Raw genomic sequence first — 19,509 nt, 5'->3', positions numbered from 1 at the left:
GCGTCCTGCCATACGTCACCTATGCAGCTGCGACATAGGGAAAATTAGCACATCCGACTTTTCGGACAAAACCTAGCGTTGCCTGAGGCGTCGCGACCCGACGCCGACACGACTCACAACAACCTGGTTCCAGGACCGGAGGAATGCCATGCGAATCCTGAAGTACGCTGCCGCCGCGACACTGCTGGCCACGGCCCCGCTGGCCGCCGCCCAGCAGATCTCCATCGCCACCGGCGGGACCGGCGGCACCTACTATCCCTACGGGGGCGGTCTCGCCGAGCTGATCGGTAACCATATCGAGGGGGCCGAGGCCGTCGCCGAGGTCACCGGTGCTTCGGTGGAGAACATGGGGCTGGTGTGGCGCGGCGACTCCGACCTGGCCCTGGCGCTGGCCGACACCGTCTACCAGGCCTACAACGGCACCGGCGATTTCGAGGGCCGCCAGCTCGAGAACATCCGGGCGCTGGCCTCGATCTACCCCAATGCCGTGCAGATCGTCACTCTGGCCGACTCCGGCATCGAATCGCTCTCCGACCTCGAGGGCAAGACGGTCTCCGTGGGCGCGCCGGGCAGCGGCACCGAGGTCAACGCCCAGGCCCTGCTCGAGGCCAACGGCATCACCTATGACGACCTCGATGCGCGTCGCCTGAACTTCAACGAGACCGCCGATGCCATTCGTGACGGCGACATCGACGCCGGCTTCTGGAGCGTGGGTCCGCCCACCAGCTCGATCATGAACCTGGCCACCACCCGCGACATCCGCCTGGTCGGGCTGACCGACGAGGAGATCGCCAAGGCCAAGGAGGCCGAGCCCGTCTTCGCCGCCTACCAGCTGAAGGCCGGCCTCTACGAGGGCATGGACGAGGCAGTGCAGAGCATCGGCATCCCCAACGTGCTCGCCGTGAGCAGCGAGATGGACGAGGAGCTGGCCTACCAGATCACCAAGGTGCTCTTCGAGCAGACCGACGAGCTGATCGCCATCCACCCGGCGGCCAACGACACCACCGTCGAGTTCAGCGTGGAGTCCACGCCGATCGGCTTCCATCCGGGCGCGCTGCGCTACTACGAGGAAGTGGGTGCCGAGATCAGCGACCATCAGCGTCCCTGACCTTCGATGCACGCATCACACCTGATCGCGGGGCGGGCCTGGCTGCCCGCCCTGCTGCTGTGTGTGTGCCTGGCGGCCGGCGCTCCGGCGGCCGCGGCCGATCCGCCCCTGACCGAGGCCCGGCTGGAGGTGCGAGACGCCGACGGCGAGCGCCTGGTAAGCCTGCCCATGCCCGAGGGCGAGGGCTGGTGCCTGGAGTGGAACCACTCGGTTGAAGGCTTTGCGGTGCTCGACTGCTACCGTCACCGCGACGGGCGCATGGTGCTAACCCGCAGCCACCTGCCCGACTTCGCCGCGGGGCTCGATCATATCCCCGGGCGTGGCCGTCAGGTCTCGGACGGCGAGGGCGGCTACTGGATCGAGGCGATCGACGAACCCGTGCCGGGCAACGCCTATCGTCTGCGGGTGGGGTCGATGCGCGTCGACCATCGCCTGGTGGTCGACGGCGTGCGCACGAGCCTGAGCCGCCTGGCGGCCAACGAGCGGGTGACGATCCGGCTGGCGCTGCCGGCCCCCACCCCCGACTGAACCCCATAACCCTGCGGACACTCCCGCGAGAGGATCACGATGAGCGATTCGGGCACCTCCCCCGTCATCCCCGGCAGCCAGGCGAACCATTCGCGCCCGGTGCTGTGGCTGATCACCCTGGTGGCAGTGGGGCTGTCGCTGTTCCAGCTCTACTCCGCCGGCATCCAGCCGCTGGGGCTCTTCTACCAGCGCAGCATCCACCTGATGTTGATCATGATGCTGGCCTTCCTGATGTTTCCCCTGCTGGGGCCGAAGCATGATCGCGGGCTCGCCAGCGGCCTGGTCGATGCGGTCTTTCTCGGCGGGGCGCTGATCACCGGCGGCTACCTGGTGCTCTATCTCGACGACATCATCAATCGCGCCGGCTTCTGGAGCCAGACCGACATCGTCGTCGGCTGCATCGCCACCGTCACCGTGCTGGAGGCGGCGCGCCGGGCGGTGGGGCTCGGCATGACGATCATCGGCGTGATCGCCATCCTCTATGCCTTCGCCGGCCCGCGCGGCGAGCTGCCCTGGCTCGGCCAGTTCCTGCCGGGCATCCTCGAGCACCGTGGCTACAACCTGGACCGCCTGGTCGGCCAGCTCTACCTGGGGCAGGAGGGCATCTTCGGCCTGCCGATGGGCGTGGCGGCCACCTACATCTTCATCTTCGTGCTGTTCGGCGCCTTCCTCGAGATCACCGGCGCCGGCAAGTTCTTCATCGACCTAGCCTACGCCGCCACCGGCCGCCAGCGCGGTGGGCCGGCCAAGGCGGCGGTGATCGCCTCCGCCGGCATGGGCTCGATCTCGGGCAGCGCCATCGCCAACGTGGTGACCACCGGCGCCTTCACTATCCCGCTGATGAAGCGCCTGGGCTACAAGCCTCACCAGGCCGGCGGCATCGAGGCGGCGGCCTCCACCGGCGGGCAGATCATGCCGCCGCTGATGGGCGCCGGGGCCTTCCTGATCGCCGAGTACACCCGGATGCCCTACCTCGATGTCGTCAAGGTGAGCATCCTGCCGGCGATCATGTACTTCGGCACCGTCTACCTCTTCGTACACATCATCGCGCTGAAGCAAGGCATGCAGGGCATGGCCAAGAGCGAGCTGCCGCAGATGCGCGACGTGATGGGCGCCGGCTGGCACTTCCTGCTGCCGCTGGCGGTGTTGGTGTGGCTGCTGGTGATGAACATGTCGCCGATGCGGGTGGGCTACTACGCCATCCTCACCATGCTGGCGGTGGCGGTGGCGCGCTTCGCGGTGTGGTTCCTGTTCATCGCCCCGCGGGAGGGCGACAAGGTGACTGCCGCCACCCTCAAGGAGGCGGTGATGCGCGGGCTGCTCAAGCTGGTCGGCGGCCTCGAACTGGGCGCCCGCAACGCCGTGGCGGTCTCCATGGCCTGCGCCGTGGCCGGGATCATCGTCGGCGTGGTGGGGCTGACGGGCCTGGGCCTGAAGTTTTCCTCGATGATGATGGCCTTCTCCGGCGGCAACCTGCTGCTGGCGCTGGTCATGGTGCTGCTGGCAAGCCTCGTGCTTGGCATGGGCCTGCCGGTTACCGCCAGCTACATCGTGCTGATCGTGCTGGTGGGCCCGGCGCTGACCGCCGAGTTCGGCGTGCCGTTGCTGATCGCCCACCTGGTGGTGTTCTGGTACTCCCAGGATTCCAACGTCACGCCGCCGATCGCCCTGGCCGGCTTCGCCGGCGCGGCGATCGCCGGGGCCAAGCCCATGGACACCGGCTTCCAGGCCTGGAAGTTCGCCAAGGGGCTCTACCTGATCCCGCTGTTCATGGTCTACAACCCGGAGATCATCATGGGGGGACCCTTGCCGCTGCTGGTGTGGACCGCCTTCACCGGCTTCCTGGCGTTGGGCGCCTTCGCCGCGGCCCTGGAGGGGTATCTGTTCACGCGCATGGGCTGGCCCTCGCGAGCGCTGCTGCTGCCGGGGATCGTCGCGGTCTTCTACCCGAGCCTCGCGGTGGAGGTCGCCGGCGCGGCGCTCATGGTGCTTGTCCTGGCCGGCAACTGGCTGGTCAGCCGGCGCTCGAGCGTGCCGGCCTGACGCAAGAGGCCCCGCCCGAGTCGCCTCGGGCGGGGCCTGGAGCGTGAGTGCTTCGATCAGTAGGTGGTGTCGCCGTCGACGGTTTCCTCGGCCTCGTTCATCGCCTCGTCGGCCGCCTCTTCGGTGGCTTCCATGGCGTCTTCGGTCTCGCTAGCGGCCTCCTCGGCGGCGGCGTCCATGGTGTCAGCCGTTTCCTCGGCGGCCTGCTCGGCCTCCGCGGCGGCATCGTCCATGGCCTCGCCCGTCTCCTCGGCGGCCTCGTCCAGGGCCTCGGCCGTCTCGTCGGCGGATTCCTGCATCTCCTGCTCGATCTGCGTCTCGGTCTCGGCGGCCTCTTCGGCGGCGGTGTCGTTGCCGTCGTCGCAGCCGGCGAGCATCAGGGTACCGGCCAGGGCCGCGATCAGGATCAGTGGCTGTTTCATGGGTCTCTCCGTCGTTGGGTGAATCCGCTGGAACGTGGTCCTTTCGCTCCTCACACATTGACCCTAGCAGCCAATCTGGCACTCAGGGTGAAAGTGTTGTCGCGCTGCGGCGACGGCCGCGCCTCGGGTGAGGAAGCCCGCGCCGTGCTCTGCTAGAATACTCGCCTTCCATTCTTGACCGTGCTGCGTGGTGCCTGCCCCGTGGCCCTTTCGTCGTTCGTTTTTGCCAGGAGTCGCAGATGTCGTCATCGAAGCAGTCGCCGAAGGTCGGCGTGATCATGGGGTCGAAGTCGGACTGGCCCGTCATGGAGCATGCCGTGGCGATGCTCGAGCGCCTGGGCGTGCCCTGCGAGACCCGCGTGGTCTCCGCCCACCGCACGCCGGACCTGCTGTTCGACTACGCCAGGGAGGCCGCCGGGCGCGGCCTCTCGGTGATCATCGCCGGCGCCGGCGGCGCCGCCCACCTGCCCGGCATGGTGGCCTCCCAGACGGCGCTGCCGGTGTTCGGCGTGCCGGTGGAGTCCAAGGCGCTGAAGGGGCTGGATTCGCTGCTCTCCATCGTGCAGATGCCCGGCGGCGTGGCCGTGGGCACGCTGGCCATCGGCAAGGCCGGCGCGACCAACGCCGGGCTGCTGGCCGCCCAGGTCGTCGGCCTGCAGGACGGCGAGGTGCGTGGCGCCGTGGAGGCCTTCCGCGCCGAGCAGACCCAGACCGTGCTCGACCATCCTGATCCCCGGCCCGACCCGCGTCCCGACAGTGAGTGAGGAGAAGGTTATGGAAAAAGCCATGAACATCGGCGTACTGGGAGCCGGCCAGCTGGGGCGCATGCTCGCCCTGGCGGGCTACCCGCTGGCCAACCGCTTCACCTTCCTGGATACCACCGGGCATCCCAGTGCCGGCATCGGGGATGTGATGATCGATACGGATCAGAAGCACCTAGCGAGCTTCCTCGAGAAGGTCGACCTGGTCACCTACGAGTTCGAGCACCTGCCGGTGGCGCTGGTCCAGGCCATCGAGGAGCACCGGCCGGTGCATCCCTCCAGCGAGGCGATCCGGGTCTGCCAGAACCGCGCCGAGGAGAAGGCGCTGTTCGACCGCCTGGCGATCCCCACGCCGGCCTATCGCCTGGTGGAGAGCGCCGAGGAGCTCGAGGCGGCGGCCCGGGAGCTGGGCACACCGGTGGTCGCCAAGTCGGTCACCGAGGGCTACGACGGCAAGGGCCAGGCGGTCTTGAAGGACCCGGGCGAGGCCGCCGATGCCTGGCGCGCGATCAACCATCCGCGGCTGATCGTCGAGGCCTTCGTCAACTTCGTGCGCGAAGTGTCGATCATCGCGGTGCGCGGTCGCGACGGCGAGGTGGCCTTCTATCCGATGGCCGAGAATCAGCACGTGGACGGCATCCTGCGCTACTCCATCGCCCCCATGCCGGACCTCAACGACAGCGTCCAGCAGACCGCCGACGGCTACATCCGCGCGCTGCTCGATGAGCTCGACTACGTGGGCGTGCTGACGCTGGAGCTGTTCCAGTGCGCCGACGGCGGCCTGCTGGCCAACGAGATGGCGCCCCGGGTGCACAACTCCGGCCACTGGACCATGGACGGCGCGGTGACCAGCCAGTTCGAGAACCACCTGCGTGCCATCCAGGGCCTGCCGCTGGGCGACACTGCGGCGCGCATGCCGACCTGCATGGTCAACGTGATCGGCCGTGAAGGTGAGCTGGCCGCGATCCTGGCCCTGCCGGATGCTCACCTGCACCGCTATGACAAGAGCGAGCGCGCCGGCCGCAAGCTGGCCCACGTCAACCTGCTGGCGCCCACCCATGAGGCGCTGCTTAAGCGGGTGCACGCCTGCGCGGCCCTGCTGCCGGAGGCGCCTGAGCCTCGGTTCAGCTTCGAGTAGCCCTGCTTCAAGTCGGCGGGGCGACCCCGCCGGCAACGCAGAAGGCCCCGCATGTGCGGGGCCTTCTGTCGTCTTGGGGGTGTCGGGTGGGGCGTCAGCCGGCCGCGCGGCGCCCCTTGAGTCCCAGGGCCGCACAGGCCACCCCGATCAGCACCATCACGGCGATCACCCACAGCGGGCTGTAGAAGGTGGTGTAGACCTCCCAGCCCATCAGGCCGAGCACCTCGGAGAACAGCGTCGGGGCGCCGACCAGGTGGCCGCCGAGGGTGCCGGCGGCGGCGAAGAAGAGCCCGCCGATCAAGGCGAGGAGCACCAGCACCCAGCGCCGCGCGCCGTCGAAGGCGGCGGCCCCGGCTCGCCAGACGAGCACGGTGAGCATGGTGAAGATACCCAGCGACCACAGCGCCATCAGGATGTGGTTGCGCGCCAGGGGACTGTGCGTATTGGCCGCCAGTGGCCAGATCAGGAACCCCGTGACGATGGCGGCCAGCGCGCCGAGCAGGCTCAGAACCAGCACCGGCAGCAGGGCGGCGCGACTGAGGTCGGCCATCCGTCCGGGCAGCAGGGCACCGACCAGGATCATCAAGGTCGCGAGGGCCCAGAAGCCCAGCGGGAAGTGGACGAGCATATGGTGCATGCCGGTCATGAGCGGTCTCCTTCACGAGTCGAATGGAAGCCGGGGAGCAAGGCGAGGGTCACGCCGAGCATGGCGATCAGGCCGGCCACTAGGGTCATCCACCACCGCCAGGTGATGGCGTCGTTGAACTCCATCTCCACGCCATAGAGTGCCAGTTGCTTCTCGCTGTGGCGCGCGCGTACCGGGGTACCCTCGGCGATGTCCTCCGCACCGGCATGGGCGCGGCTGATCAGCAGCGGCCAGTCCACCTGGCCGGGGTAGAAGAGGGTCATGTCGAACCACGCCTTGTCCCATTCCGGAGCGCTGCCGGTGAAGGCGGTGGCCTGGATGTCCGCCGCCCGGCCGAGTCCCAGGGTGTAGGGGTGGGAGACATAGTGCCAGCGGCTGCCGGTGGCGTTGCGGTACACGGCGATGCCGACGTCGTAGACCCCCTGGTCCTCGAGGATCTTGTCGTCCAGGGGGTGGCCGGTGTCCAGGTTGCGCACCAGGGTCACATCCCAGTGGCCATCCTCCCAGCGGGCCTGGCCGTGCACGGCGATGCTGCCTCGCGAACCCTCGGGCGTGCGCAGCAGGCGCCGGGGGATCACGTCGCCGTCCTCCCACGCGTGGTCGGGATCGAACGCGGTGCGGTTCTCCTCGGAGAGGTAGTAGACGCCGTCGAAATCGACCTCGCCGGAGATCACGTCCTCCCAGCGCAGGGCCCGCCGGCCGGTCTCGTCGGGATCGAGCATCCAGCGCGGCTGATCGGCGTCGTCGTCCCAGTTGGTGGTGTAGGGGCCCGTGCCGGCGTCGCTGTTGCGATACTCGCCCACCCACTGGTCGTCGGAGGCGCCGATGGGGTTGGAGCGCCCGGCGCGCCAGTGCCAGAGGTCGAGGAAGTAGCCGGCCTCGCGCTGGGCGGCGAGCACCTCGGCATCCTCGACGCTGCGCCAGTCGGTCTGGACGCGGCGGGTGGCCGGCAGGTACTTGCGGACATCGCTCTTGCCCATCTCCTGGCCGAGGCGGGGGTGCTCGGCGACCTCCGCCGGACTGGCCGAGTCGCTGAAGAAGCGCATTTGGTCGCCGGCGGTGATGTAGCCGCCGTAGCGACCGAACTCGGGCACGCCGCCGTCGTCCACCAGCATGGCGACCCGGTCCTCGTAGGTACCGTCGGGATTGGGGCCCGGCAGCGAGCGGCCGTGGCGGATCCATTCGCCATCCTCGTAGCGCAGCATGTCATGGTAGACATGAGGCTGCTCGGCGGGCCAGCGGTAGCGGAAGAAGATCCGCTCGTCGTTGTACGCGGCCTGGACCTGCAGCGGCATGGTCAGCGCGTCGGGAATGACGATGTTGCGCTCGGGGGCATTGCCAATCACTCCGCTGCCCTGGGTGACCCACGCAAGCCCCAGGGCGGCAGGCAGCCCCAGGACCAGCCAGGGGGAGACGGCCTTGTCATGACGCGCCATGTGACCTCCTTAATCAGTGGCTAAGGACCATGTGGTCCACCCTCAGTGTGGCTCGGGGTCACCGAAAGGGATTGATGCAGATCAAGAAATCGCTGGGCGGGGGCGAGGAAGAGGCCGACGGGGATCGCGGCCGTGGGTGAGATCGTCCGATCCGTGGCATGCTAGGCTGCGACGTCAGCGGGGCAGGATGGCCACGGGGAGCAGGAAACGGTGATGGAAACGGAAAGCGGCATACAGGCCTGGCTGCCGGTGGCGCTGTCGCCGAGCGCGACGGCGCTGATGCTGCTGGGGGTGATCCTCTCCACCAGCATCTTCGCCGATGCCGTGGCACGGCGCACCCGGCTGCCGCGCATCTCGCTGCTGGTGATGGTCGGCGTGGTCGTGGCCGTCATCCAGCAGCTGGTGCTCGAAGTGCCGGAGCCGCGCCCACTGGATGGTCTCGGCGAACCGCTGATCCACGTGGCGCTGGTGATGGTGGCTTTCCTGCTCGGCGGCGAGCTGACCCTGGATCGGCTGCGCAGCACCGGAGCGCTGATCCTGATCGTCTCGCTGTCCGTGATCGGGGTGGGCGCCCTGGCCGTCGGCATCGGCCTGCTGGCGCTGGGCTTCCCGCTGGTGGTGGCGGTGTCGCTGGCCGCGATCTCGGTGGCCACCGATCCGGCCGCCGTCCAGGAGACGGTGCACGCCAGCGGCGACAGCCGGCTGCGCGCGCGGCTGCTGTTGGGGATTGTGGCCATCGACGACGGCTGGGGCATCGTGGTCTTCGGCCTGGCCATGGCGGTGCTGGGCTGGCTGCTGTCCGGCGCCGGAGGCGGCGAGCGGGCCCTCCTGGAGGCTGGCTGGGAGCTGGGCGGCGCGCTGCTGCTGGGCGCTGCGGTGGGCCTGCCCGCCGCCTGGCTGACCGGACGGCTGCGGCCCGGCGAACCGACCCAGGTCGAGGCCCTGGCGCTGATCCTGCTGCTGGCCGGGCTCTCGGAGTGGCTCGGGGTCTCGTCGCTGCTGGCCGCGATGATCACCGGTACGCTGGTCGCCAACCTCTCCACCCATCACACGCGCTCCTTCAACGAGATCGAGCACATCGAGTGGCCCTTCCTGGTCTTCTTCTTCGTGTTGTCCGGGGCCAGCGTCGATCTCTACCACCTGGACGAGGCGTTCGGCCTGACCCTGGCCTACATCCTGTTGCGCCTGGCGGGACGCTACCTGGGCGGCATGCTCGGCGTGCGCCTGGCACGCGAGCGCCAGGCCGATCTGCCGCAGAATCTCGGCCTGGCGCTGACGCCCCAGGCCGGGGTGGCGATGGGCATGGCGCTGCTCGCCGCCGAACAGTTTCCCGCCTACGGGACCCTGCTGCTCTCCGCGGTGGTGGGCTCGACGGTGATCTTCGAGATCCTCGGGCCCGTGTTGGTCAAGCGGGTACTGAGATAACGGATACGCAAACGGCCGACACGCATGTCGGCCGTCTCGGGTGTCGACCGGCCAGGCCCTCCGCGGATCAAGCCCTGGCCGAGCGCATCAGCCCATCAGCAGGCGGCTGGCCAGGAAGCCGCCGGTGAGCAGCATCACGAACAGCGTCAGGGCCAGGATGAAGGGCCGCAGGCCGAGACTGCGCAGCTTCTCCAGCCGGGTCTCGTAGCCCAGCGCCGCCATGGCCATGGTCAGCGCCAGCTGGCCGGCCAGCACCAGGCCGTCATGCAAGGGGGCAGGCAGGCGCACCAGGCTGTTGAAGACCACCATGGCCATGAAGCCGAAGGCGAACCAGGGGATCACCAGGCCGCCGCCGGCTGCCTGCGCCTCGTCCCCCTCGTGCCGGCGCATCCACCACTGGCCGACGATCAGCAGGAAGGGCACCAGCAGCATCACCCGCACCAGCTTGACGATTACCGCGTTGGCCAGGGCGTCGGGCCCCACCGCCTCGCCGGCGGCCACCACCTGGGCGACCTCATGGACGGTAGCGCCGATATAGATGCCGAAGAGGCCCTCGTCCATGCCCAGCAGCGGATAGAGCAGGGGATAGACCAGCATCGCCAGCGAACCGAACAGCACCACCGTGGCCACCGCCATGGAGGTGGCCGCCGGGCGCGAGCGGATGGTCGACTCGGTGGCCAGCACCGCGGCGGCGCCGCAGATGGCGCTGCCGGCGCTGGTCAGCAGGGTGGTCTCGCGGTCCATGCCCAGCACCCGGGTGCCGATGACATAGCCGACGATCAGCACGCTCGAGATGACCAGCACATCGAGCAGCAGCACTCGCGGGCCCAGCGCGGCGACCTGCTGCAAGGTCAGCGAGAGGCCGAACAGCACGATGCCGCTGCGCAGCAGCCAGCGGGTGGCGAACTTGAGCCCCGGTGCAGTGTGGCGCAGGCGGCCGGCCAACGGGGTGTTGCCGACCACGATGCCCAGCAGCAGCGCCACCACCAGGGGGCTGATGCCAGCACTGGCCAGCGGAGGGAGTTGCGCCAGCCCGAAGCCGGCGACGGTCAGGGCGATGCAGACCACCAGGCCTTGTCGCATGATGATGTCCTCTCGGGGGATGTCCGGGACTATCCTAGGCGCGGTTCAGCTCGTATGGTTATCGATTAATAACGAACTGGCTATTCGGAAAAACCGATATGACACCTCCGGTAAGTTTTCGACAGCTGCAGGTCTTCGCCGCGGTGGCACGCCTCGGCACGGTCAGCGCGGCCGCCGCCGAGCTCAGCCTCTCCCAGTCGGCGACCAGCCAGGCGCTCTCGGACCTCGAACGGCACCTGGGTATCGCGCTCTTCGAGCGGCTGGGGCGCCGCCTGCACCTCAACGATCTGGGCCGCCGGCTGTTGCCCCGGGCCGAGGAGCTGCTGGACGGCGTCGCCGGCTTCGTGGCCGAGGCCACCGAGCCCGAGGGGCGCCTGCAGGGGGTGCTCAGCGTCTCCGCCAGCGCCACCGTGGGCACCTACCTGCTGCCGGCCCTGGCCGGCCGCTTCAGCGAGACGCACCCGGCGGCGGACCTGCGGCTCAAGCTGCGCAACACCTTCGAGGTGATCACCGATGTGCTGCGCCTGGAGGCGGACCTGGGGCTGATCGAGGGGGAGTGTCGCGAGCCGGCGCTGGCTAGTGAGCCCTGGTGCGAGGATCGCATGGTGGTGGTGGCCGCGCCGGGCCATGCGCTAGCCCGGCACGGGCGGCTCGCCGAGGCGGCGCTGGCCGAGGCCGACTGGATCCTGCGCGAGTCCGGTTCGGGCACCCGCAGCGTCTTCGAGCAGGCCATGCGCGCCCGCGGCGCGCCGCCCAAGGTGCGCATGGAGCTTGGCCAGCACGAGGCGATCAAGCAGGCGGTGCGGGCCGGCCTGGGACTCGGCTGCCTGTCGCGGCTGAGCGTGGCCGGCGAGCTTGCGCGCGGTGAGCTGGTGGCCCTGGAGACCAGCCTGGCGCTCAGCCGGACCTTCTCCCTGGTCTGGCATCCCGACCGCTACCGCAGCCCGCTATGGCAGGCCTTCAAGGTGTTTCTGGTCGAGGCGCGCCACTCAGCCCAGCCCGCCGGCGAGCCATAGCCACAGGGCGATGGCGGCGAAGTGCCCGGGGTACCAGCCGAGCCACAGGCGGCGCGGCATGCCAAGCGGCACCCTCGGGATCAGGCGATGGGCACCGGCGGCCAGCAGCAGGATCGCCAGGCAGGTGGCGACGGTGAAGGACTTGGCCAGGTCGGAGCTGTTCATCAGGCCGGCCACCGTGAGCACCGGCAGGGCCATGGCGGTGGCGACGAGGCGCTCGGCGAGTGCCTCGCCGCCCTCATGCAGGGCCCGCATGGCGATCATGTAGAGCGGGATCATCAGCAGGCCCAGGTGGCTATACTCGACCCAGAGACCGGCCGTGGCCCAGGCGGCGACGGCGAGGCCGACCTCGGCGATCAGCCGCAGGGGGCCGAGCGCGCCGCGCTCGAGGCGCTCTCTCAGGGCCTGCAGCCAGACGCCGCCGGTCAGGCCGAGGGAGAGCGTGAAGCAGATATTGAGGATCAGACCATCCGTCGAGCGGGGCATCAGCATATAGGGCAGCTGGGCCACCAGGCCGATCATCAGGATGCGCCGGGCATAGCGCAGCGGGTTGCGGGTGTTGAAGAGCCCGTGCCAGGCCACCATGGCCGCGAACAGGGGGAAGGCGATACGGCCGATGGAAGAACCGGCCCAGCCCAGCTCCCAGCCGTCGGGGAGGGCGTAGCGTGTCAGGTGATCCACCGTCATGGTGAACAGCGCCAGCCACTGGCCCCAGCCGGTCCAGGTGGACGAGGGGCGATCCAGGCTTCCTGTGGCATCGACGGTAGGGGTTACCTGCAGGGTCATCGGAATCTCGCGGGATGGATGTGAATCGCATGGACTCGAGGTGCGCGAGGGAGTTCCGGGTCGCGATTCGGCGACAGGTGTGGTGTATGCGGCGTCGCCGGAGACCACCGGTCAAGGGTGGCGGTCGCCCAGCAACGCCGCCGCGGTGAAGGAGGAAGGCAGGAGATGGTGATCGGACTGCTGCAGTGTGACGACGTGGCGCCCGAACTGCGCGAGGCCCACGGCAACTATCCCGAGATGTTCGAGGCGCTGTTCCATCGCGTCGACCCGACCCTCGCGTTTCGCGTCTGGCGCTGCCTCGATGGCGAGATCCCCGATAATGTCGAGGCGGTGGACGCCTGGCTGACCACGGGCTCGAAGTTCGGCGTCAATGACGAGCTGCCCTGGATCGCCGCCCTGGAGGCCTTCGTGCGCGACCTGTGGGCGGCGGGAAAGCCGCTGGTCGGCATCTGCTTCGGCCACCAGCTGTTGGCGAAGGCCCTGGGTGGCGAGGTGGTGAAGAGCGACAGGGGCTGGGGCGTGGGCCTCTCGTTCAACCGGGTCACCCAGCACGCCGACTGGATGGTGCCCTGGCAGCCTGGCCTCGACCTGTTAGTCAGCCATCAGGATCAGGTGGTACGACTGCCCCCGGGGGCGCGGGTCCTCGGCGGCAGCGACTTCTGCCCCTGCTACCTGATGCAGCTCGGTGAGCACTTCCTCGGCGTACAGGGCCACCCCGAGTTCACCAAGGCCTATTCCCGGGACCTGATGGCCCTGCGTGCCGACCTGGTCGGCCGCCATCGGGTGCGCCAGGGGGAGGCGTCCCTCTCGGCAGCGGTGGACGATACCCTGATGGTTCGCTGGATCCTGGCCTTCGTGCGCCGAGCGATCGCGATGCGCCGGTGACGCCTGCCGGACGGCTGGGGCGCTGTTGGCAGCAATGGCCGGCTCCAGCGCCCGACCCAACGTACTTTCCAAACACACGACCGGGGCCCCTGAGGGCCCCGGTCGCTTGCTGATGGTCGATCCTGGCGAGAATGGCTGGAGCGCTTCATGACCCCACAAGCGACTCGCCCGGCGCCGGTCGGCTCATTCTACGCCGAAGTAGGTCGCGTGGATCTCGTCGTAGGTGCCGTCGGCCTTGAGGGTGGCCAGCGCCTCGTTGAAGGCGGCGGCCAGCTCCTTGTCACGCTGGCGGAAGGCGATGCCGAAGCCCACGCCGAAGTACTCCTTGGGCTCGGTAATCTTCTCGCCGACCACCTTGTAGTTGCCGGCGCCGCTCTCGAGTAGGGTGGACTTGCCGATCGGAAAGTCGAGGAAGGCGGCGTCGAGGCGGCCCGAATCCATGTCCAGCACCATGTCGTCGGCGGTGGCGTAGCGGTTCACGTCGGCCACGTCGCCGTACATGTCGGTGACGTAGTTGTCCTGCAGGGTGCCGCGCTGCACGCCGAGGGTCAGGCCCTCGAGGGTCTCGTCGGACGGGGTGCCGATCTCGACGTCGCCGGGGGCGAACCAGGCCGAGGGCGGCGTGATGTAGGGATCGGAGAACAGCACCTGCTCGCGACGCTGCTCGTTGATGGTCATGGAGGACATGATGGCATCGTACTTGCGCGCCTGCAGGCCGGGAATGATGCCGTCCCAGCCCTGCACGACCCACTCGCACTGGATGCCGATCTCGGCACACAGGGCATTGCCCAGCTCGATGTCGAAGCCGGTCAGCTCGCCCTCGGGAGTGCGGAACTCCATGGGCTCGTAGGGCACGTCGACGCCGATGCGGATGTCGCGGACCTCGGCGCTGGCAGTGCCGGCGACCAGGGTGGCGCCGATGACGCCGAGACTCAGGAGGTGGTTCATTTTCATGGGGGTTGTCCCTGTTGTTGGTGCGTTCACCTTGTGGGTGCTGACTCGATCACGATATTCCATGATCGGGCCCATCGGAAGGGGCGAGCGCGGGATTCGAGCGCTCGCTTCCAACGCTTGTTTGACGTTCCTTGTCGTCGACGGTCAGCCGCTGGCCGGCCTGAGGTGCGCCAGCAGCCGCCTTTCCAGATAGCGGAACAGGTAGAGGATCGCGAAGGTGAGGCAGAGATAGATCGCCGCCACAAACAGGAAGGCATCGAAGGGCGCGTAGAAGCGCGCGTAGACGAAGCGTGCCGCACCGGTGAGATCCATGATGGTAACCACGCTTGCTATGGCGCTGGCGTGGAGCATGAAGATCACCTCGTTGCCGTAGGCCGGCAGGGCTCGGCGGAAGGCGCTGGGTAGCACGATGCGCCGCAGCATCAGCCCCTTGGACATGCCGTAGGCCCGCGCCGCCTCGATCTCGCCACGGTCCGTGGACTTGATGGCGCCACGGAAGATCTCGGTGGTGTAGGCCGCGGTGTTGAGCGTGAAGGCGATCAGCGCCGGCACGAAGGGCTCCTCGAGTATCACCCACAGCCAGGTCTCCTGGATGCCCTCGACGAAGACCACGCCGTAGTAGATCAGGTAGAGCTGCACCAGCAGCGGCGTGCCGCGAAACACGTAGCAGTAGAGGAAGATCGGCAGGCTCACCCAGCGGTGCGTCGAGCCGCGGCCGATGGCCAGCGGCACCGCCAGCACCAGGCCGATGATCAGCGACAGGAACACCAGTTGCACGGTGGTGACCAGGCCCTCACCGTAGTAGCCGAGGGTCTGCAGGGTGAAGATGCTGTTGTCGGCCAGTCGGGCCTCCAGCCAGGTCATCAGGGCGTCCATCAGTCTGCCTCCCGGTAGCCGACGTTATAGCGTTTCTGCAGCCGCGCGAAGCCCCACTCGGAGACGCTGGCGATCAGCAGGTAGATGGCGGCCACGATGATCATGAAGGTGAACGGCTCGCGGGTCGCCTTGGAGGCCTCGGCGGCCACGCGGACCATGTCCGAGAGCCCGATCACCGAGACCAGGGCGGTGGTCTTGAGAAGCACCATCCAGTTGTTGGAGAGCCCGGGGATCGCATGGCGCATCATCTGCGGGAAGCGGATGCGCCGAAACACCAGCCAGTGGTTCATGCCGTAGGCGCGGCCCGCCTCGATCTGGCCGCTGTCGACGGCCATGAAGGCGCCGCGGAAGGTCTCGCCCATGTAGGCACCGAAGATCAGGCCGATGGTGATCACCCCCGCCACGAACTCGTTGACGTTGATGAAGATGTCGATCCCGAAGTGGTTGTAGAGGGCATCGGTGATCTGGTTGATGCCGATCTGGCCGCCGAAGAACAACAGCATCATCAGCACCAGGTCGGGTACGCCGCGGATGATGGTGGTGTAGAGGGTGCCGATGCGGTGGGCCACCCAGCTGCGCGACATCTTGGCGCTGGCGGTGACCAGCCCCAGCACGATGGCCAGCGCCAGGGACAGCACCCCCAGCTGAATGGTGATCATGGCGCCCTCGAAGAGGCGCGGGCCGTAGCCATGCAGGTCGATCATGTCTCTCTCCTTGTCCCGGGCCGGCCCATCAGTGCTTGGGCGCCAGGAACTGCTTGAGGCGCTCGGAGCGGGGATTGCCGAGCACCTCGTCGGGCGGCCCGGCCTCCTCGACCTGTCCCTGGTGCAGGTAGATCACCTCGGTGGAGACGTCGCGGGCGAAGGCCATCTCGTGGGTCACCACGATCATGGTGCGTCCCTCCTTGGCGAGGTCGCGCATCACCTTGAGGACGTCGCCCACGAGCTCCGGGTCCAGCGCCGAGGTGGGCTCGTCGAACAGCATCACCTCCGGGTCCATGGCCAGCGCCCGGGCGATGGCGCCGCGCTGCTGCTGGCCACCGGACATCTGGGCCGGATAGTAGTCGGCGCGCTCGGCCAGGCCAACCCGCTCGAGCAACTCGCGAGCATGGGCGATCGCCTCCTGCTTGGACTTGCCGAGCACATGGACCGGGGCCTCGATGATGTTCTCGAGCAGCGTCATGTGGGCCCAGAGGTTGAAGCTCTGGAAGACCATGGAGAGCTTGGCGCGCATGCGCACCACCTGCTTCCAGTCGGCCGGCTCGCGGCCGTGCTTGGTCTCCTTGAAGCGGATCTGTTCGCCGTGGACGATCAGGTCGCCTTCGTTGGGCTGCTCGAGCAGGTTCATGCAGCGCAGGAAGGTACTCTTGCCGGAGCCGGAGGCTCCGATCAGGGTGATCACATCGCCCTTGTGGGCCTTCAGGGAGAGGCCCTTGAGGACTTCGGTATCGCCGAAGCGCTTGGTGATATTGCGCACTTCCAGCGGAATCGGGGTATCGGCCATGAAACGGGCTCCAGATCGTGGGTGGTCCGCCGCATCGAGGGTCGGCCGGCGCGGGGGCGATCAACGCCGGTCTATGACCAGCATGCTTTCGTGATCGACGTGGGTCCTTGATCGACGCAGGCCCGTGATCCACGGATCGGCGATCAAAAAGGGGGCGATTCTAACAGGCCGGAGCCATTCCGGGAGGGGGCCACGACGTCTCGGCGAGTCTGGCGTGATCCAGAGGGCTTGGGGCATGGGTCATGGGGTATCTCCTGGCTGTTGTTATTGTCCGTGGTGTGGATCGGGCATGGCCCCGAGCGGGGCCAGCCATCAGGCCGGCGGCGGGCTCGGGACCACCAGCAGCGCCGCCCGGGCGCCGATCTCGACCTCGGCATTGGGAAAGACCACCGACAGCGGCGTCTCGCCGACATCGAAGGCGCCGGCGCTGGCATCCACGGCGAGCCGGGTGCCCGGCAGGAATTCGGTGAAGTTCGGTGTGTCGTCGGGAAAGCAGAGCCGGAAGTCCGGGTCATGGCGCAGCAGTTCGTGCTCGGCGCGGAAGAAGGCCATCTCGGCCGGGGCTGCGCACTCGGGCGCTCGGCCCTCGACCAGCACCTCGAGCAGCCGGCCCATGGGGGCCAGGGGCGCGAGGTCGTTGGCGCCGAAGGGCCGGGCGCGCCCCAGCTCCAGGGTGAAGGCCGCCGCGCCGTGGTAGTGCTTCGAGTAGTGCGAGAAGGTCCAGCTGTGGCGGTGCTGGTGAAGCACCGCTTGGATGTCGGCACCGGCCAGCCAGCGCCACTGCTCGGGGGGCGTCGGCGTCTCGCCGAAGGGCTCGACCACGAAGCGCGGGAAGCGGCTGTCGCGGATCGCCGTGTGCAGGTCGTAGTGCAGTGGGGCAAGCGCGGCGTGACGGCCATAGAAGGCGTCCACCGCGGCCATCAGCGTCCGGGCCCGGTCGGGCTCGTCACCCGCCTCGTCGAGGTCGCGCCGGAACAGCCGGTTGAGGTTGGTCTCGACGAAGCGCTCGCCGTGCCGGATCGCCTCCGGGTTGCCCAGGATTACCAGCAGCGGCGCGCCCAGCGTCAACAGGCCCGCCTCGAGGCGCGCGAGGACCGCTCCCAGCAGCTCGATGGGCGCTGTCTCGTTGCCGTGGACGCCGACCGAGAGCACACCGGCATGGGCCTCGGCGGCGCAGGCATCCGGCGAGAGCTCGAGTACGCCGGGGGCGAGCAGTCGATAACGCCCGCCGGGCAGGCGCCCCTCGCGCGGGGTGGTTGCGCGCCCGTCCAGCGCCTGGTCCAGCCACTCAGCCAACATGATCGGGTCGTGCATCGGTGGACTCGAAGATCCGGTCGGCGCTGGCGGCGACGAAGCCCTGGTAGAGCCGGCCCTTGGCGTCGGCATAGCGGCGGGCGAACTCATAGTAGCAGGTGGGGATCTCCTCGACCCGGCCGCCGGCGAAGGTGAAGGGCATGCGGTCGGCGAGCGTCGAGGCCTGCTCGAGCAGCACCTCCGGCGAGCCCTTGATGCGTCCGCCCGAGTCATTGATACCCAGTCCCAGCGACTCGACCTTCGCCAGCAGCTTCTCCAGGGTGTCGTGGCGGTGCAGGTGGTTGACGCTGATCGTGAAGTGGTTGGCTCGCAGGCCGATGATCGACAGCCAGGCGGCGTACTCGCTCTCCTCAGCCAGGGTCCGGTATTCCGCCCAGGTCGGCGTCTCCCAGAGGCGACCGGCCCACATCACCTCGGGCGTGGCGGTCCGAGTGGGATCGATCTGGTCGACCAGTTCGTCGATGATTTCCTGGGTACGGGCCGAGAGCTCACGGCACTTCAGCTCCGAGAGGAAGACCCTGGGCTGGTCCGCCCGCGGCGGCAGGTAGCCCCAAGCGCGCAGCTTCTTGGCCTCGAAGTCGTAGGGCTCCAGTCGGGTATAGCCCAGCGCCAGCAGGTGGGGCTCCAGGTCGGCCAGGCGGATCGGTCCGCGATCGAAGGTACGAAAGGCCACGTGGTCGTTGACGATGGTCTCGCCGTCGGCGACTAGGGCATCGTGGATGCGGCTCGCCTGGGGCGTCATGGCGGTATAGTCGTCCCAGAGGCGGGCGAAGAACTGCTCGAGGCTCATCTCGGAGGGCATGCTGGCACCTATTGTTGGCGTGATGGTGGTTGGCGACACCTTCCCGTCACTGCCCGGTGGACTCAAGGCCCCGCGTCGGTCGGATGAAAGTGGCGGGGCCCAGAGTGAAACTTCCCTCAGCGCCAGGCGGCGCAGGCCTCGCCCTGTTCCACCTCGATCAGCCGCTCCACCGGGAAGTCGAGCGCCCGGGCGCGCTCGACCAGCGAGCGGTAGGTGTTGGACTCCAGTTCCGGCGTGCGTGAGAGGATCCACAGGTAGTCGCGGTCGGGGCCGGCCACCAGGGCCCAGTCGTACGCCTCATCCAGCGCGAGCACGTTGTAGCCGGCATAGAAGGGGCCGAAGAAGCTCACCTTCAGCCGCCCCTGTCCCGACTCGCCGATCGGGTAGGCCTTGCCCTCGGCGACGCTCTCTTCCCCGGCGGCGAGGTCCACGCCGCGATTGACCACCCGCACGCCGCCCACCTCGCGCCGCCTGTAGTCGGCGGTGACGCAGTCCAGCCCCTCCTCGAAGGCGTGGTCCAGGCGGGCGATCTCGTACCACTGGCCGAGGTAGCGCTCGAGCTCGAAGCCGGTGACGGCGCGGGTGCCCTCGGGCAGGCCGGTGCAGCCGGCGAGGCCGAGCCCCAGCAGGGCCGTGGTGAGCAGCGTTCGGGACATCGCGGGTGACTCCTTGTCGAAACACGGTCGAGCAACGGCGGCCGCGGCCACGGCTGTGACCTTTGCACGATGGGGGGCCGGGCCCTCGGCGGTTAGACTGGCGACGCCCCTTGTTTCTCATGATGCC

The 19,509-nt window shown here is 68.5% G+C and carries 20 protein-coding genes; 8 read left to right on the top strand and 12 right to left on the bottom strand.

Annotation, left to right across the window (positions count from 1 at the left end):
• Positions 1-148 precede the first annotated feature (148 nt).
• Genes FEI13_RS13905 through FEI13_RS13895 form a run of 3 tightly spaced genes read left to right on the top strand, consistent with a single transcriptional unit; the run spans position 149 to position 3,679 of the window.
• A complete protein-coding gene (locus FEI13_RS13905) occupies positions 149-1,108 on the top strand; it encodes a TAXI family TRAP transporter solute-binding subunit (protein ID WP_138182118.1) in 960 nt (319 codons plus the stop codon).
• A gap of 6 nt (positions 1,109-1,114) precedes the next feature.
• Positions 1,115-1,636: a DUF1850 domain-containing protein gene (locus FEI13_RS13900; protein WP_138182117.1), complete on the top strand. Its 522-nt coding sequence runs from the start codon at positions 1,115-1,117 to the stop codon at positions 1,634-1,636.
• Between the two features lie 39 nt (positions 1,637-1,675).
• The gene (locus FEI13_RS13895; protein ID WP_138182116.1) at positions 1,676-3,679 is read left to right on the top strand and encodes a TRAP transporter permease; all 2,004 of its coding nucleotides are present in this window, start codon (positions 1,676-1,678) and stop codon (positions 3,677-3,679) included.
• Between the two features lie 56 nt (positions 3,680-3,735).
• On the opposite strand, the gene FEI13_RS13890 is transcribed toward FEI13_RS13895, so the two are convergent.
• A complete protein-coding gene (locus FEI13_RS13890; protein WP_138182115.1) occupies positions 3,736-4,101 on the bottom strand; it encodes a hypothetical protein in 366 nt (121 codons plus the stop codon).
• Between the two features lie 239 nt (positions 4,102-4,340).
• On the opposite strand from FEI13_RS13890, the gene purE reads away from it, so the two are divergent.
• Both purE and FEI13_RS13880 read left to right on the top strand, forming a co-directional pair.
• Entirely contained in the window at positions 4,341-4,865 is a 525-nt protein-coding gene (purE, locus tag FEI13_RS13885; protein WP_138182114.1) for a 5-(carboxyamino)imidazole ribonucleotide mutase, read from the top strand.
• A 22-nt stretch (positions 4,866-4,887) separates the two neighbouring features.
• Positions 4,888-6,000 (top strand): 5-(carboxyamino)imidazole ribonucleotide synthase, encoded by a 1,113-nt coding sequence (locus FEI13_RS13880; protein ID WP_138182125.1) that lies wholly within the window; start codon positions 4,888-4,890, stop codon positions 5,998-6,000.
• 94 nt (positions 6,001-6,094) lie between these two features.
• On the opposite strand, the gene FEI13_RS13875 is transcribed toward FEI13_RS13880, so the two are convergent.
• Both FEI13_RS13875 and FEI13_RS13870 read right to left on the bottom strand, forming a co-directional pair.
• Positions 6,095-6,646 carry a DUF2231 domain-containing protein gene (locus FEI13_RS13875; protein ID WP_138182113.1) on the bottom strand — a complete coding sequence of 184 codons (552 nt, stop codon included), beginning with the start codon at positions 6,644-6,646 and terminating at the stop codon, positions 6,095-6,097.
• Positions 6,643-8,082 (bottom strand): ethylbenzene dehydrogenase-related protein, encoded by a 1,440-nt coding sequence (locus FEI13_RS13870; RefSeq protein WP_138182112.1) that lies wholly within the window; start codon positions 8,080-8,082, stop codon positions 6,643-6,645. The genes FEI13_RS13875 and FEI13_RS13870 overlap by 4 nt, the downstream gene beginning before the upstream one ends.
• A 213-nt stretch (positions 8,083-8,295) precedes the next feature.
• On the opposite strand from FEI13_RS13870, the gene FEI13_RS13865 reads away from it, so the two are divergent.
• Positions 8,296-9,507, top strand: coding sequence for a cation:proton antiporter (locus FEI13_RS13865; RefSeq protein WP_138182111.1), 1,212 nt, complete (start codon positions 8,296-8,298; stop codon positions 9,505-9,507).
• A gap of 87 nt (positions 9,508-9,594) precedes the next feature.
• Here FEI13_RS13865 and FEI13_RS13860 read toward each other — a convergent pair whose 3' ends face one another.
• A complete protein-coding gene (locus tag FEI13_RS13860) occupies positions 9,595-10,590 on the bottom strand; it encodes a YeiH family protein (protein ID WP_138182110.1) in 996 nt (331 codons plus the stop codon).
• A gap of 98 nt (positions 10,591-10,688) precedes the next feature.
• On the opposite strand from FEI13_RS13860, the gene FEI13_RS13855 reads away from it, so the two are divergent.
• A complete protein-coding gene (locus FEI13_RS13855) occupies positions 10,689-11,606 on the top strand; it encodes a LysR substrate-binding domain-containing protein (RefSeq protein WP_138182109.1) in 918 nt (305 codons plus the stop codon).
• Here the strand turns inward: FEI13_RS13855 and FEI13_RS13850 are convergent.
• On the bottom strand, positions 11,580-12,392 hold the full coding sequence (locus FEI13_RS13850) for a TraX family protein (RefSeq protein ID WP_138182108.1): 813 nt from the start codon (positions 12,390-12,392) through the stop codon (positions 11,580-11,582). The two genes, FEI13_RS13855 and FEI13_RS13850, sit on opposite strands and share 27 nt — an antisense overlap.
• A 165-nt stretch (positions 12,393-12,557) precedes the next feature.
• Here FEI13_RS13850 and FEI13_RS13845 point away from each other — a divergent pair, with 165 nt between their 5' ends.
• On the top strand, positions 12,558-13,277 hold the full coding sequence (locus FEI13_RS13845) for a glutamine amidotransferase-related protein (RefSeq protein WP_138182107.1): 720 nt from the start codon (positions 12,558-12,560) through the stop codon (positions 13,275-13,277).
• 183 nt (positions 13,278-13,460) lie between these two features.
• Here the strand turns inward: FEI13_RS13845 and FEI13_RS13840 are convergent, their stop codons facing one another.
• The 7 genes from FEI13_RS13840 to FEI13_RS13810 form a co-directional block, all read right to left on the bottom strand.
• A complete protein-coding gene (locus tag FEI13_RS13840) occupies positions 13,461-14,225 on the bottom strand; it encodes a transporter substrate-binding domain-containing protein (protein WP_138182124.1) in 765 nt (254 codons plus the stop codon).
• Positions 14,226-14,375: 150 nt separating this feature from the next.
• Positions 14,376-15,107 (bottom strand): ABC transporter permease, encoded by a 732-nt coding sequence (locus FEI13_RS13835; protein WP_138182106.1) that lies wholly within the window; start codon positions 15,105-15,107, stop codon positions 14,376-14,378.
• Complete coding sequence (locus FEI13_RS13830; RefSeq protein WP_138182105.1) at positions 15,107-15,811, bottom strand: ABC transporter permease; 705 nt, start codon at positions 15,809-15,811, stop codon at positions 15,107-15,109. Before FEI13_RS13830 ends, FEI13_RS13835 begins: the two co-directional genes overlap by 1 nt.
• Positions 15,812-15,839: 28 nt before the next feature.
• Positions 15,840-16,610: an ABC transporter ATP-binding protein gene (locus FEI13_RS13825; protein WP_138182104.1), complete on the bottom strand. Its 771-nt coding sequence runs from the start codon at positions 16,608-16,610 to the stop codon at positions 15,840-15,842.
• 312 nt (positions 16,611-16,922) lie between these two features.
• The gene (locus FEI13_RS13820; RefSeq protein WP_138182122.1) at positions 16,923-17,909 is read right to left on the bottom strand and encodes a succinylglutamate desuccinylase; all 987 of its coding nucleotides are present in this window, start codon (positions 17,907-17,909) and stop codon (positions 16,923-16,925) included.
• Positions 17,899-18,726 (bottom strand): DUF1338 domain-containing protein, encoded by an 828-nt coding sequence (locus tag FEI13_RS13815; protein ID WP_240036531.1) that lies wholly within the window; start codon positions 18,724-18,726, stop codon positions 17,899-17,901. The genes FEI13_RS13820 and FEI13_RS13815 overlap by 11 nt, the downstream gene beginning before the upstream one ends.
• Before the next feature lie 116 nt (positions 18,727-18,842).
• Entirely contained in the window at positions 18,843-19,382 is a 540-nt protein-coding gene (locus FEI13_RS13810; protein ID WP_138182103.1) for a lipocalin family protein, read from the bottom strand.
• Positions 19,383-19,509: the final 127 nt, after the last annotated feature.

The organism is Halomonas urmiana (assembly GCF_005780185.1).
Taxonomy (GTDB): domain Bacteria; phylum Pseudomonadota; class Gammaproteobacteria; order Pseudomonadales; family Halomonadaceae; genus Halomonas; species Halomonas urmiana.
Note: the sequence above shows the minus strand (reverse complement) of the source record. Positions and strands in the feature narration are given on the sequence as shown.

Bases quoted from the DNA above. Each gene is read 5' to 3' on its own strand.
- FEI13_RS13905 (WP_138182118.1), top strand. From the start codon at position 149: ATGCGAATCCTGAAGTACGCTGCCGCCGCGACACTGCTGGCCACGGCC.
- FEI13_RS13900 (WP_138182117.1), top strand. From the start codon at position 1,115: ATGCACGCATCACACCTGATCGCGGGGCGGGCCTGGCTGCCCGCCCTG.
- FEI13_RS13895 (WP_138182116.1), top strand. From the start codon at position 1,676: ATGAGCGATTCGGGCACCTCCCCCGTCATCCCCGGCAGCCAGGCGAAC.
- FEI13_RS13890 (WP_138182115.1), bottom strand. From the start codon at position 4,101: ATGAAACAGCCACTGATCCTGATCGCGGCCCTGGCCGGTACCCTGATG.
- purE (WP_138182114.1), top strand. From the start codon at position 4,341: ATGTCGTCATCGAAGCAGTCGCCGAAGGTCGGCGTGATCATGGGGTCG.
- FEI13_RS13880 (WP_138182125.1), top strand. From the start codon at position 4,888: ATGAACATCGGCGTACTGGGAGCCGGCCAGCTGGGGCGCATGCTCGCC.
- FEI13_RS13875 (WP_138182113.1), bottom strand. From the start codon at position 6,646: ATGACCGGCATGCACCATATGCTCGTCCACTTCCCGCTGGGCTTCTGG.
- FEI13_RS13870 (WP_138182112.1), bottom strand. From the start codon at position 8,082: ATGGCGCGTCATGACAAGGCCGTCTCCCCCTGGCTGGTCCTGGGGCTG.
- FEI13_RS13865 (WP_138182111.1), top strand. From the start codon at position 8,296: ATGGAAACGGAAAGCGGCATACAGGCCTGGCTGCCGGTGGCGCTGTCG.
- FEI13_RS13860 (WP_138182110.1), bottom strand. From the start codon at position 10,590: ATGCGACAAGGCCTGGTGGTCTGCATCGCCCTGACCGTCGCCGGCTTC.
- FEI13_RS13855 (WP_138182109.1), top strand. From the start codon at position 10,689: ATGACACCTCCGGTAAGTTTTCGACAGCTGCAGGTCTTCGCCGCGGTG.
- FEI13_RS13850 (WP_138182108.1), bottom strand. From the start codon at position 12,392: ATGACCCTGCAGGTAACCCCTACCGTCGATGCCACAGGAAGCCTGGAT.
- FEI13_RS13845 (WP_138182107.1), top strand. From the start codon at position 12,558: ATGGTGATCGGACTGCTGCAGTGTGACGACGTGGCGCCCGAACTGCGC.
- FEI13_RS13840 (WP_138182124.1), bottom strand. From the start codon at position 14,225: ATGAACCACCTCCTGAGTCTCGGCGTCATCGGCGCCACCCTGGTCGCC.
- FEI13_RS13835 (WP_138182106.1), bottom strand. From the start codon at position 15,107: ATGGACGCCCTGATGACCTGGCTGGAGGCCCGACTGGCCGACAACAGC.
- FEI13_RS13830 (WP_138182105.1), bottom strand. From the start codon at position 15,811: ATGATCGACCTGCATGGCTACGGCCCGCGCCTCTTCGAGGGCGCCATG.
- FEI13_RS13825 (WP_138182104.1), bottom strand. From the start codon at position 16,610: ATGGCCGATACCCCGATTCCGCTGGAAGTGCGCAATATCACCAAGCGC.
- FEI13_RS13820 (WP_138182122.1), bottom strand. From the start codon at position 17,909: ATGTTGGCTGAGTGGCTGGACCAGGCGCTGGACGGGCGCGCAACCACC.
- FEI13_RS13815 (WP_240036531.1), bottom strand. From the start codon at position 18,726: ATGCCCTCCGAGATGAGCCTCGAGCAGTTCTTCGCCCGCCTCTGGGAC.
- FEI13_RS13810 (WP_138182103.1), bottom strand. From the start codon at position 19,382: ATGTCCCGAACGCTGCTCACCACGGCCCTGCTGGGGCTCGGCCTCGCC.